11 protein-coding genes are annotated in these 12,029 nt (G+C 69.4%); 6 read left to right on the top strand and 5 right to left on the bottom strand.

What is annotated here, in order from left to right; genetic code table 11:
• Window positions 1–102: 102 nt before the first annotated feature.
• The 3 genes from ACGFH9_RS29205 to ACGFH9_RS29195 all read right to left on the bottom strand — a co-directional run bounded on the left by ACGFH9_RS29205 (window position 103) and on the right by ACGFH9_RS29195 (window position 5,042).
• Window positions 103–2,553, bottom strand: a complete 2,451-nt coding sequence (locus ACGFH9_RS29205; protein ID WP_393225563.1) for a ricin-type beta-trefoil lectin domain protein — start codon at window positions 2,551–2,553, stop codon at window positions 103–105.
• 331 nt (window positions 2,554–2,884) lie between these two features.
• Window positions 2,885–4,261, bottom strand: a complete 1,377-nt coding sequence (locus tag ACGFH9_RS29200; RefSeq protein ID WP_393225560.1) for a lectin — start codon at window positions 4,259–4,261, stop codon at window positions 2,885–2,887.
• Window positions 4,262–4,625: 364 nt separating this feature from the next.
• Entirely contained in the window at window positions 4,626–5,042 is a 417-nt protein-coding gene (locus ACGFH9_RS29195; protein WP_393225558.1) for an ATP-binding protein, read from the bottom strand.
• Between the two features lie 199 nt (window positions 5,043–5,241).
• Here ACGFH9_RS29195 and ACGFH9_RS29190 point away from each other — a divergent pair, with 199 nt between their 5' ends.
• Window positions 5,242–5,592 (top strand): STAS domain-containing protein, encoded by a 351-nt coding sequence (locus tag ACGFH9_RS29190; RefSeq protein WP_393225556.1) that lies wholly within the window; start codon window positions 5,242–5,244, stop codon window positions 5,590–5,592.
• 7 nt (window positions 5,593–5,599) lie between these two features.
• On the opposite strand, the gene ACGFH9_RS29185 is transcribed toward ACGFH9_RS29190, so the two are convergent.
• On the bottom strand, window positions 5,600–6,841 hold the full coding sequence (locus tag ACGFH9_RS29185; protein ID WP_393225553.1) for a PP2C family protein-serine/threonine phosphatase: 1,242 nt from the start codon (window positions 6,839–6,841) through the stop codon (window positions 5,600–5,602).
• A 332-nt stretch (window positions 6,842–7,173) separates the two neighbouring features.
• Here ACGFH9_RS29185 and ACGFH9_RS29180 point away from each other — a divergent pair, with 332 nt between their 5' ends.
• Window positions 7,174–7,512, top strand: a complete 339-nt coding sequence (locus tag ACGFH9_RS29180) for a hypothetical protein (protein ID WP_393225551.1) — start codon at window positions 7,174–7,176, stop codon at window positions 7,510–7,512.
• Window positions 7,500–7,730 carry a hypothetical protein gene (locus tag ACGFH9_RS29175; RefSeq protein WP_393225548.1) on the top strand — a complete coding sequence of 77 codons (231 nt, stop codon included), beginning with the start codon at window positions 7,500–7,502 and terminating at the stop codon, window positions 7,728–7,730. The genes ACGFH9_RS29180 and ACGFH9_RS29175 overlap by 13 nt, the downstream gene beginning before the upstream one ends.
• Window positions 7,731–7,970: 240 nt before the next feature.
• On the opposite strand, the gene ACGFH9_RS29170 is transcribed toward ACGFH9_RS29175, so the two are convergent.
• Window positions 7,971–8,471 carry a cupin domain-containing protein gene (locus tag ACGFH9_RS29170; RefSeq protein ID WP_393225545.1) on the bottom strand — a complete coding sequence of 167 codons (501 nt, stop codon included), beginning with the start codon at window positions 8,469–8,471 and terminating at the stop codon, window positions 7,971–7,973.
• A gap of 187 nt (window positions 8,472–8,658) precedes the next feature.
• On the opposite strand from ACGFH9_RS29170, the gene ACGFH9_RS29165 reads away from it, so the two are divergent.
• The 3 genes from ACGFH9_RS29165 to ACGFH9_RS29155 all read left to right on the top strand — a co-directional run bounded on the left by ACGFH9_RS29165 (window position 8,659) and on the right by ACGFH9_RS29155 (window position 11,749).
• Window positions 8,659–10,050: a glycoside hydrolase family 6 protein gene (locus tag ACGFH9_RS29165; RefSeq protein WP_393225542.1), complete on the top strand. Its 1,392-nt coding sequence runs from the start codon at window positions 8,659–8,661 to the stop codon at window positions 10,048–10,050.
• A 9-nt stretch (window positions 10,051–10,059) separates the two neighbouring features.
• Complete coding sequence (locus ACGFH9_RS29160; RefSeq protein WP_393225540.1) at window positions 10,060–10,239, top strand: hypothetical protein; 180 nt, start codon at window positions 10,060–10,062, stop codon at window positions 10,237–10,239.
• Between the two features lie 706 nt (window positions 10,240–10,945).
• Window positions 10,946–11,749 (top strand): VOC family protein, encoded by an 804-nt coding sequence (locus tag ACGFH9_RS29155; protein WP_393225537.1) that lies wholly within the window; start codon window positions 10,946–10,948, stop codon window positions 11,747–11,749.
• Window positions 11,750–12,029 lie beyond the last annotated feature (280 nt).

Here is a 12,029-nt window from a genome sequence, read left to right as displayed (position 1 = left end):
CCCGCGGCGGCCGCCCGGAAAGGCGACTGCCGGCCGCTCAGGTGAGCGGCCGGCAGCCAGCCAGTCAATCGGGTACGGGGTCCTCGATCGGACTCCTGTCGGTCAGCCGCGGATCCACTGCTGGTTGCTGCCGCCGGTGCACGTCCAGATCTGGACGGCGGTGCCGTTGGCGGTTCCCGCGCCGTTGACGTCCAGGCAGAGCCCCGAGGCGACCCCGGTGATCGTGCCGTCGCCGTTGACGCGCCACTGCTGGCCGCTGCCGCCGTTGCAGGTCATGATCCGGGCGCGGCTCCCCGTCGCGGTGCTCGCAACGTCGAGGCACTTGTCGCCGTAGACGGTGAGCTGGTTGCTCGAGGTGAGCGTCCACTGCTGGTTGGCCCCGCTGTTGCAGTCCCAGATCTGCACGACCGAACCGTCGGCCTGGCTCTGGCCGTTGACGTCCAGGCACCGGTTGGAGCCCGCGCCCCGGATGGTCCCGGTCGGACCCGGCTCACCGGAGTTGCCGACCGGCGTGATCGAGAGGTTGTCGAACTGCGCGGTGACCCCCTGGCCCGTGCCGTATCCGATCTGACCGGCGACCCAGGTTGAGTCGGAGGCCGTGCCGACGGTGGTGCCGTCGATGCTCGCGGTGAGGGTGCTCCCGTTGAGCGTCAGCGCCAGCGTGTGCCAGCGGCCGGTGCCCAGCGCCGAGGTGTTCCCACTGGCCAGCGTGCGCCAGTTACCACTGGTGTTGTTGCTCCGGATGGACCACGCGCCACCGTCGGTCACCCGGAAGTAGTAGCCGTTGAGGTTCTGCGGCCCCTGGTGGTTGTACGTGTTGGCGCGTCCGATGAGCTGCGCGTAACCGGACTTCTCCAGCATGACGTCGGAGGAGACCGTGTAGTTGCGCCAGCTCAGGTCGCCCAGCAACGTGTACGGCTCGGCCTGGCCGGACGTCCAGAAGATCGGCGTCTGCTCGGACATCTGTCGTACGCACCGACCCGAGTGGCCACCGCCGCAGGCGGCGATCTCGAACGAGCCCTGCTGGTCCATCAGGTAGCGGGCCTCGCGAGCGACGTCGTAGCTGTCGAAGGTGTCGCTGTACGGCAGCTTAAGAGTGCCCTGCGCGGGGCTGGTCGCCGTGCTCTTGCCCTGCCCGCTGGTGGTCGTGATGCTGTAGACGTATCCGGGCTGGACGGTGAGCGAGAAGCGCCCGCCGCTCGGCGTGAGGTCGCTACCCCGGACGAAGTGGTCGGCGGTGTTGTTCGACCTGACGTTCGTCGACCAGACGTGCACGGCGCCGGTGGACAGCCCGCCCGTGACGGTGAAGTCGAGGGTCTGTGCCGACCCGGCGTCCATCGTCTCGATGATGGTGCTGTAGTCGCTGTTGTTGGTGGACTTCAGCGACACGTAGCTGCCGTTGTTGCGGTTGCCGCCAATGTAGCCGGTCGATCCGTCGAGGTAGCGCCAGCCCGGGGCGGTGAACTGCGTGGTCTGCGCCATCACCCACGTGCTCTTGCCGATGGAGTAGGCACCGGACCAGGGCTGTTGCGCCACCGCCACGCCCGTGGTCGCCCACGGGATGTTGGGGGTGATGGCGGCGATGGCGGGCCAGTTGATGTAGCCGGTCATCTTGCCGTCGATGTAGCCACGGTTGATGCCCCGGGCGAGCGCCTGCGCGCCGGCGTTGTAGTCGTCGGATCCGTTCTCGCTGGCCCACAGCGACTTGCCGGTGGATATCGCGTTGTTGGAGCTGGGGCAACTGGTCTGGGCGCTGCGGTAGCCGCAGACGTAGTGGCTGCCGAAGACCTGCACGGCGTTGGCGAACGCCGGGTCGCGCAGTGATTCGTCGGCGGCGCCCCAGCCGAAGTCGTCCGAGGCCACGATCTTGACGTTGCTGTAGCCGCGGGAGTTCAGGGTGGACCGCAGGTTCTTGTACCAGGTGGCGTTGTAGCCCTTCTCGTTCCACCCGCCGAGGTAGTTGATGGTCAGCCCGTGGGTGCCCGCGCAGTCCAGCCAGGCGACCAGGTACTCGATCGAGTCGGTGGACCAGAAGTTGCCGTTGCCGATCCAGCCCGGCGCTCCCCAGGCCAGGCCCGCCAGGGCGATGTTGGGGTTGCGCGTCCGCGCCTGCTCCATCAGCCACCACTCGTAGCCCCGGTTGCAGTTGATGCTGCCCCGGGTGTGCTCGTGGCTGGGCTCCGCGCCGGAGGTCGAGTTGGTGTCGCCGCCGATCTCCGTCTTGAGCAGCTGCATCGCAGCGCCACGGCCCGGCTTGAACAGGTAGTCCAGGATGTCACTGCGCTGCGGTTCCGGGTAGTCGATAAGCAGCCTGCTGTTGCCGCCACCGCCACTGACCGCGCCGATCCCGTCGAGCGCCCGTCCACCGGACCCGCCGTTGATCGTGATGGCGGTCGCGGCCTGTGCCGGGGAGGCGACGGCGGTCAACACGGCTGCCGCCCCCATGAGCGCCCCCACCAGCGCGGCGGTTAACCGACGTGGACGCCGCGTGTGTCGCCATGACCGGCGTGCCGCCTCGCCCGCGCCGCGCCGCTGGCCCTCTCTACGGAACATCTGATTCGCCTCCCTGACCGTTCCGGACGCCCGAAGCCGTACGGCAGGTTGTCGAGCTGTCGCATGGCACAGCGGCCGATGATCGAAGATCGTTGATGAGTAGACGTCATATGTTAAGCACCGCATAGATCGCGGGTCAACGCCTCAACCACGCGCGTCTACCACCATTTGCGTCGATGGACTCGGGCGGCGCAGCGAAAAGATTTGATGAATGCCGTGCGTGCGGTCCGGGTGGTTCGGCGGCGGAACCGGATGGCCCCGCCGCCGAACCGGACCGTGGTGCGGCAGCACCACGACCCCTACCGTCGTGCTCCGAGGATGGTCGCTGGGCTCAGCTCCGGCTCCACCGCTGGTTGGCGGCGCCGTTGCAGTCCCAGATCTGGACGCGCGTGCCGTTGGCGGTCCCGTTGTTGACCAGGTCGAGGCACCGACCGGAACCGACTCCGGTGATCGAGCCATCGGAGTTGAACCGCCACCGCTGGTTGGACTGGCCGTTGCAGTCCCAGATGATCACCGAGCTGCCGTTCGCCGTGGCGGCGCCGTTGACGTCGAGGCACTTGCCGCCGAACACCCGCAACTCCTGCGCGGCCGTCGAGGTCCAGCTCTGGTTGTTCTGACCGTGGCAGTCCCAGATGATCGCCGTCGCGCCGTTGGCCTGCGAGCCGCCGTTGACGTCCAGGCAACGTCCGGAGGCCGTGTTGCGCACCGCCGAGGTGCTGCTGGGCGGCGGCGTGGTCGGGTTGCCGGTGGGCGACACGGTCGGGCTCGGGCTCGGCGTCGGATCGGTGCTGCCGAACTGGGTGAAGAACCTCCACACCTCGCCCTTGGTCCAGGTCCGCGCTCCGCTGTCCCCGCCGCCGTCCACCGGCCCGGGGGTGTGCCCGCCGTCGAAGGCCGCCCACACCACGGGATAGCCGGCCCGGCAGCCGGAGTAGGTGGTGGTGATGTGGGTCAGGCTGCCCGCTCTCGGCTCGGGAGGACTCTGCGCGGTGCACCCGTTGTTCCGGACGAAGGTGTCGCGCAGGGACCGCCCGGCGGAGATGTTGAGGACCGGGTCCCCGATGCCGTGGATTCCCATGTACGCGATCGGCTGGGTGCCGCCGCCGCAACCGCTGAGCTGCCCGCCCGAGTAGACCGCGACGGCGCGGAAGACGCCGGCGCGGGAACAGGCCAGCGAATAGCTCATGCCGCCGCCGTAGCTGAAGCCGAGCGCGAAGAGTTGCGTCGTGTCGACGCAGAGGTCGGCCTCGATCAGGCTGATCATGTTGTCGACGAAGGTGACGTCCTGGCCGCCCGGGTTGGCCCAGCCGTTGCCGTTCCCCTGGGGGGCTACGAAGATCGTGCTGTTGTTCGCCTGCGAGCGCAGGCCGTAGTAGGACCAGGCGGCCCCGTCCGACCCACCACCGTCGACGTCGTTCATGGTGCCGCCGTTCCAGTGGAATCCGAAGATCAGCCGGTACGGGTGGTTCCGGTCGTAGTTGTCGGGAATCCGCAGGATGAAACTGCGGTTCTGGCCGCCGCTCTGGATGGACCGCTGACCGCTGGTCAACGTGGGTGCCTTGCCGCACCCGGCGGTGGCCGCGGCCGCCGTGACGTTCGCGGCCGACGCGGTGGTGCTCGCACCGCCGGTCACTATCGCCGCCCCCACGGTCGCGACGACGAGCGCCGCCGTCGCAAGGGAACCAAGGATGGGTCTACGTCTTGTCATGATGGGCTCCGCCAATCGGCACGAAGTGAAGGTGAAGGGATCCACGGCGGCCACGACACGCCACCGCTCACCGCCGCCGACGCCGCTCGGCGCGGACAAGAACCCCCGACGCGGTGTGCCCACGGCGGCCAGTCGGCTCGTCGCCACGGGTTCTCCACCGCTGGCCTCGCCGCCCAAGCGGGACCAGAGGGTCGTCGAATCGTCGGTGGCCCACGCCGTACGCCCGAACGCCACGCGGCCGACCGTCGGACGGTGCCGGAGCGCCGGTCCACGGCCGAATCGATTCGGCCCCGACGCTAGATCTGGCAGTGAAATATGTCAATGCTGTGTCGAGTGGGTTGCGGCGTGCCGCGAGGGTCCGGTGCTAGGGCGCTGCCCGTACCTCGCTGAGGCTCTTGGTGATGCGCAGCAGCACCCGGTCCGGTGGCCCGGCGACGAAGGTGGCCGTGTCGGAGAGCGCGGCGATCAGCGGCAGCCCTCGGCCGCCGATGGTGAGCGGCGCGGGGAGGTCGGCGTGGAGCTTGGCGGCGTCCGGCGCGCGGCCCCGGTTGCCGACCTCGATCAGACACACGTCGTCGTCGATACGGATGGCGATGTCGACGGTGCTGTCGGGATCGCCATGGATCACCGCGTTGGAACACGCCTCACTGACCACCACGGCCAGGTTGGCGCGGACGTCGTCGGCGACATCGGTCAGGCTCAGCAGGGTGGCGAGTATCTGCCGGGCGCGGGCCACCGTCGACGCCTGGCGGGGGAGTGCCAGCGTCATGCCCACCCGCATCGCGTAGCTCCCTCCCAGGCCCGGGCGTCGCCAGCCCGGACCACCCTGTCATACCCAGGTGCGGGCGCTCTGATACCCGCTGCCACCCTGACGGGTCAGGACCCTGTGCGGGCGGTCGGTCTCGGTTTCTGGCACGGTGGAGGCGAACACCGATCAGGCGCCGCGGAGCGGGCCGGCGTAGCGCACGGGAGGGGGACAGGTGGAATTCGCGTTGGCAACCCGGCGAGGGCACGTCGGCACGGTGGTGGAGGTCGCCGGCGACCTGGACATGAGCACCACGCCTCGGCTGCGGGACGGGCTGCTCGAGGTGGTGGAGAGCGGCGCCCGGGTGGTGGTGGTCGACCTCACCGACGTCGGGTTCATGGATTCCAGCGGCCTGGGCGCACTCGTGGTCGCCTACAAGGAGATGCGGGCGCGGGACGGTTGGCTCGGTCTGGCCGGTGTCCGTCCGGCGGTGCGCAAGGTGCTCTCGATCACGTCGGTGGACCGGGTCATCGATTCCTTCGACACCGTGCAAGACGCCGAGGAGGCGTCCCCGGCGGCGCCCTGAGCGTCGTTCAGAAGGCGCTGGCGCGGGCGATGTCAGCGCCGGCGGCGCTGCGGCGCGGCCCGTGGTCGTCGTACCAGTCGATGATGAGCAGGGTCGCGTCGTCGGCCAGCACCGGCCCGGCTGCCGCCAGCACGGCGTCGGACAGCGCCCGGACCGCCTCGCGCGGATGCAGATGTGTGATCTCGAGCAGCGCCCCGGCCAGGTCCAGATCGGCGGCGTTGCGTTCCCGCACCCCGTCGGTGACGATCACCAAGCGGTCGCCCGGCAGCAGGGCGATCTCCCCGCTGCGGTAGGGCTCCTCGGGGAACATGCCCAGCGGAAAGTTGTTGGGCAGTTCCACCGGTACGACCCGGTCGCCACGGACCAGCACCGGCGGGACGTGCCCGGCGTTGAGCAGTTCGCAGCGGCCGGCATGCAGGTCCAGCCGGCCGAGCACGGCGGTCACGTACGCGCCGGGCACGTTGGCGTGCTCCGCGACGGCCCGGCTGGCCTGGTCGGCCTGCGCCACGAGGCTGTCGCCGCGGCGGCGGGTGTTGCGCAGGCTGCCCACCCCGAGGGTGGCGGTCAGCGCGCTGGCAACGCCGTGCCCCATCGCGTCGGTGACGCTGAGGTGCAGCAGGTCCCGGGCCAGGCTGTAGTCGAAGGTGTCCCCACCGACGCTGGCCGCCGGTTCCAGCCATCCGGACAGGGCGAAGGCGCCCGCCTCGCAGGTGAACGCGGCGGGCAGCAGCCGGCGCTGGATCTCCGCGGAGAGGGTGAACGGGGTGCTGCGCTGACCCCACTCGAACAGGTCGGTGTGCCGGCGGTTGGCGATGACCACGAACGCCAGCGCGTGCGCGGTGCGGGCGACCTGCGCGATTATCGACTCGTCCGGCTCGTGGGGAAGTTCTATCTCCAGCAGGCCGATCGCCTCGCCGCGTTCGGTGACCGGCGCCAGCACGGTCCACCGGCCATCACCGGGGATCACCCGGGTGCTCTGCTGACGGAGGACCTGCTCGTAGGGGCCGCCATCGAACGGCAGGACTTCAGCGGCCTCCTCGTCCTGGCGACGGCCCGAGCCGTCGGGGGTCGGTTGGTGGGTCAGCCGGACCAGTGCTCGGCCGCTGAGGTCGGCGATCAGCAGCGAGACGCTGGACGCGTGCAGCGCCTGGGCGATGGTGCCGGTGACGGCCTCGACCGCCTCCACGGGGGCGGCGTCCTCAGCGGCCTGCAACACTCCGGTCAGCACCGCCTGCTCGCTGTCCTTCACCCGTCGAGCATAAGCAATCGCTTCCGAGGCCGGGTTTTCGAGCGGCGGCGTTGGTTCGGAACGGGCTCGGCGCGACTCGCGACGCTCCGGCGACGCCACTGGGAGTGGTCGCGCAACTACTCCTCCGGCCGGTGCAACTTCCTGGTGCCGGGTTTCCGTTCTACCTCCGTCATGAGGAGGCAGCCGACGTGAACCTGAGGACACGGCCGGTGTCCTCGACTGCACGGTCGGCGCGGCCAAGAGTCAGGCCTCCCGTGGCCTGGCGAAGCTGCGCGAGTCACTCGGCGGCGAACGCGTCAGTCTCACCGGGAAGCCGATCAAGGAGTGGACCAGTGCAGCTGCGTGATCTCGTGGACACCGTCACGGGCGACGAGCCCCCGATGGCCCGTACCGTCGACGACATCATCGCATTGGGGCGGCGGGCCGTGCGGCGTCGTCGCGCCGGATTCGCGTCTGCCGGCGCGGCCGGTCTCGTCGCCGTCGCGGTCGCCGGTGTGCTCGTGCTGCCCACCCTGAGCGCCGGGCGGAACATCACGCCGGCCCCGGCCGGCGCGGCGACGTCCGCGCCCGGCCAGGCCGCGTGGCCCGATCCCGAGCCGTTCCACTTCACCTTCACCGGGTACGACGCTACGCGCCGTTGCAGATCGGCTCGCACGCAATGCCCGGCCTGAGCGGCATCGCGGCCGCCCGTGTCGGTGACTACGGAGGCGCGACGTACACCAAGCCGGCCGCGCCCACCTCGGGCCTGACCTCGCCTTACGACGCCACCGAGGACGGCATCGCGAACGGGTTCCACATCTTCGTCACGCCGAACACCAGCTCCAACCAGTCGTCCGAGCCCGGGGCCACCAGGTGCCAAGGCGTCCGACGGAGGCGACCGGAACGCTGACGGCGGCTTCTGCAACATCTGGAACGCCGACGGCACGGTCGTCCTCCAGATCAGCTCCGTGGGTCGCGGCAACCGGCTGCCCCAGGCCGAGCTGGAGAAGATCGCCAGGGGGGATCACGGTGGCCGACGTCAGGAACGAGTCGACCTGGACGCCCGCCGCCAAGGCGCTACGCCCGTAGCGAGGGTTCCGCTGTGCCCCTGCGGTGATCGCACATGCGGGTGCGGTCGCCGCCGGGTCGGCTACAGAAGCTCGCTGCGGTAATTCGGCGCCAGGTCGACGGCCCGCTGGCGCCGCTCCGCGAGCTGCTCCTGCGACAGGTGCGGCGGCGGCGCGTCCCAGCCCGCGACGACGTCGCCGACGCGCATGAAGTACTCGTCCTGGCCGGCGGGCGTGCACATGCACAACATGCCGGCCGGCGCGCCAGAGACGTTGCGGAAGTTGTGCGGGGCGTTGGCCGGGATGTTGACGGTGGACCCCGCCCCAGCCGCGTGCTTCTCGCCCCGGAAGGTGAACTCGATCTCGCCCTCCAGGACCGTGAACATCTCCTCGAAGTCGTGCCGGTGCGGCGGCGGGCCACCACCGTCCGGCACGCGCATCTCGATCAGGCAGTACGCCCCGTTGGTCTGCTCACCGGTGATCAGCATGGCGTACGTGTTGCCCGCCAGCGAGATGAACGTCGTGCCGGGATCGTCGGGGATCGCCACGGTCAGCGAGCGCGATGGATCGTCGTCGGGAATCATCGCGTCGCATCGGCGTGCAGGGCCGGCAGTTCGGCAGCGGCACCCGCCGGGCGCTGCCGTGCTGGTGGGCCGTCTCCGGTCGTACCGAAAGTTTCGCGCATCTTGGCACCGGCCCGCCCCTCCGCTACCTTCATGGGAACGCTCCCATAAACTTAGATACATCAATGTGATTAGGAGGAAACACGACGTGGCTATCCTCTCCCTCCGGCGTCGCAGATCGACGGCCATCAGCGTGGCGGCGGTGGCGGGCGCCACTGCCGCCGGCGTCTGCCTCGCCGTCAGCGGCGCGTCGGCCGGCACGATCTCCGGATCGCTCTATCGCGACCCGAGTTCGGCGGTGGTCCGCTGGGTCGCCGCCAACCCCGGCGACTCGCGTGCCGCAGTCATCCGCGACAAGATCGCGAGTCAGCCGCAGGCCCGCTGGTTCGCCAACTTCAACATCTCGACCGCGCAGTCCGAGGCCGCCGCGTACGTCGGCGCCGCCAACGCGGCCCAGCAGATCCCGGTGCTCGCGGTCTACCAGATCCCCAACCGGGACTGTGGCGGGGCGAGCGCCGGTGGTGCGCCAGACCTCAACCAGTACCAGACGTGGGTGTCGAACTTCTCCCGCGGACTGGGCAACCAGACGCTCATCATCATCCTGGAGACCGACTCGCTCGCCCTGCTGACCTGCCTGAACAGCAGTGAGATCAACGCCCGCAGCCAGGCGATCTCGACGGCCACCCGCACCATCAAGTCGGCCAACCCCAACGCCAAGGTCTACCTCGACGCCGGCCACTCCACCTGGAACAGCGCGGGTGAGACGGCCAACCGGCTCCGGGCGGCCGGCGTGCAGTACGCCGACGGCTTCTTCAGCAACGTGTCGAACTACAACCCGACCTCCAGCGAGGTGAACTTCGGCCGGGCGGTCATCTCCTCCCTCAACGGCATGGGCATCTCGGGCAAGCGCCAGGTGATCGACACCAGCCGCAACGGCGGCGCCAGCGGAGACTGGTGCGGCGACGACAACACCGACCGGCGCATCGGGATGTACCCGACGACGAACACCGGCGACAACAACATCGACGCGTACCTCTGGGTCAAGCCTCCGGGCGAGGCGGACGGCTGCCGCTACACGGCCGGTTCGTTCCAGCCCGACCTGGCCTACAGCCTGGCCGACGGTGTGCCCAACCCGCCCACCACGGCCCCACCGACGACCCCGCCGCCGACGTCGGCCCCGCCGACCACGCCGCCCCCCACGACGCCGCCGCCGACCACCCCGCCCCCCACGACGCCGCCGCCGACCGGTAACGGCTGCTCCGCGTCGGTGGCCGTCAACCAGTGGTCCGGCGGCTTCACCGCCAGCGTGAACGTGACCGCCGGCTCCACGGAGATCAACGGTTGGACCGTGACCGTCACACTGCCCAGCGGCGCTGCGGTCACCGGCGTCTGGAACGCCCAGGCCAGCGGCACCAGCGGCACCATCCGGTATACCAACGTGGGCTACAACGGACGCGTCGGCGCCGGGCAGTCGACCAACTTCGGCTTCCAGGGCACCGGCACCGGTCCGGGCGCGACGGCGAGCTGCGCCGCCTCCTGACCACGACCCGTGTCACGGCCCGGCGCGGAGGACCACCTCCGCGCCGGGCCGGCACCATCCGGGGGTACGGGCCGGACCGGCCAGCCCGCGCCGAAGAACGAGTCCGAACTGCCGTTGGTCGGCGGGCACCCGGTGCTGGACCTGGTCAACACCCTTGAGCGCGGTGGCATCCGCCCTGTCGGCTCCTGATCGGGTTCGCCCAGTTCCGGGTGGCGGCACCGAAGCGGCGGCGTTGCTGTCGCCACCGAGGACCACCGCTCGCGGCTTGCTGGTGCCCTGGGGAACTACATGCGGGCCGACTCCGGAGTCACTGCCGTTCGCCGAAGCGCCGGTGTAGGCGATCGTCTGCCCTCGTGACACACCTTGGCCGGTGGAGACGGTGATCGTCGACAGGTGCAGGTGTCGGTCTTCACGAAACGGATCGTGCCGGTCGCCGCGGCCATGACGGGAGTACCGGTCCCGGTGATCCTGCCAGGAGCTTGAGATCCGCACATTTCCACACGGCCTCTGATAACTGCCGGCAGCCCGAGCGGCGCCGGGCAGCAGACCAAAGGCGGACGACACTCCGGTCGCCGCCAACGCGGCGCTTGTCAGGAACCCCCGCCTCGAAAGTCCCCGCCGGTAGACGAAGCCGCCAAGATCCTCGGGTCATAAGCTTCCACCCTGGGAAAGCGGCGGCCAAATTTAGAAGATAATGCCCAACGGGCGAACTGCTTAAACGTGCCATTCTCAGTGAATTCTCGGGCTCGGTGATCGCGCTCGGCTGAAGTGGAAATGAAGTGTTCGTCAATTCGCTCCCATCAAACTCATAGGTATCCGTAGGGCGGTCATTCGAAGGGATGTCAGGGTGGAAGAAGTGACCTCGTCGAAAATCTCTCGGCGTAGTCTGTTCGCGGTGGCCGGCGCAGGTGCCGCGCTGGCCACTGTGGCCGGCTGCGAGGCCGCGAAGAGCGGTGCCGCTCCGGCCGCGCCGAGCACGCCGGCATCCCGACCGAACCCGGACGGCGTCGCGCTCGGCCTGCGCCTGCAGGGCATCCAGCACTTCGGCTTGACGGTCGACAACATGGAGCGTGCGTTCGAGTTCTACACCGAGGTGCTCGGCGGGACCGAGGTGATGCGGGACGGCGACTTCCAGGGGCAGGCGATCCACAACACGATCCTCACCGACCAGGAGATTCTCGCCGCCGAGCAGAAGGTCGATCCGAAATCGATCGGGGTTCCCGACCTTGCCGGTGGACAACAGCGTCTCGACGTACGGTTCGTGCAGTTCGACAACGTGGTGATCGAACTCCTGCAGTACCGCGACGCGAACCAGCCGCAGGGCACCGGCCGGAGTTTCGCGCAGCCGCGCGACCGGATGAGCCCGGCCTACCCGCGTTCCATGCACATCTGCTTCCATATCCGCGACGACGTCGACTTCAACAAGTTCATCGCCGACCTGGAGGCGGAGAGCGCCCGACGGGGCATGAGCCAGGTCAAGGCCAACCGGGTCGTGACGGTACGAACCGACGCGGCCCGTCTCGCCGCGCCGGCGAGTTCCAACACCAACAAGATCCGGGAGGGCAAGTCGAACGGCTGGGCCCTGATCTACTGCAAGGGTCCGGAGGGTGAGCAGTTGGAGTTCGTCCAGGCGCTCGACCCCGTGAAGCAGGTGTTCGCTCAGGCGAAGGAGCGGCACCTCGCCAAGATGAACGGCTGACGGCCGGGTGACGCCGGGTCCGGTCGGAGCGATCAGCTCCCGGACCCGGCGTGCTCCTGGACTGGGCGGACAGGGGTGCGGGAGGCGCGGGTACGCGAGGGCCACTCCCTGCCACCCAGGGAAACCCCAAGGTCGCTAGACTTGGCCCTCGCTCCCCCGTAGCTCAGGGGATAGAGCATCGGTTTCCTAACTCGAAAATCGAACCGTACGTAGACACGCGGCAGCATCCCGCGTCGCGAAGCGGCGTGGGATGGGTCGTGGTGTAGCGGTGGTTAGGCGG

The sequence above is a fragment of the Micromonospora sp. NPDC049102 genome, from assembly GCF_043197485.1.
GTDB lineage: Bacteria > Actinomycetota > Actinomycetes > Mycobacteriales > Micromonosporaceae > Micromonospora.
Note: the sequence above shows the minus strand (reverse complement) of the source record. Positions and strands in the feature narration are given on the sequence as shown.

What these genes read in the sequence shown, in the direction of transcription:
- ACGFH9_RS29205 (WP_393225563.1), bottom strand. Translation starts at nt 2,553, where the DNA reads ATGTTCCGTAGAGAGGGCCAGCGGCGCGGCGCGGGCGAGGCGGCACGC.
- ACGFH9_RS29200 (WP_393225560.1), bottom strand. Translation starts at nt 4,261, where the DNA reads ATGACAAGACGTAGACCCATCCTTGGTTCCCTTGCGACGGCGGCGCTC.
- ACGFH9_RS29195 (WP_393225558.1), bottom strand. Translation starts at nt 5,042, where the DNA reads ATGCGGGTGGGCATGACGCTGGCACTCCCCCGCCAGGCGTCGACGGTG.
- ACGFH9_RS29175 (WP_393225548.1), top strand. Translation starts at nt 7,500, where the DNA reads ATGCCCGGCCTGAGCGGCATCGCGGCCGCCCGTGTCGGTGACTACGGA.
- ACGFH9_RS29170 (WP_393225545.1), bottom strand. Translation starts at nt 8,471, where the DNA reads ATGATTCCCGACGACGATCCATCGCGCTCGCTGACCGTGGCGATCCCC.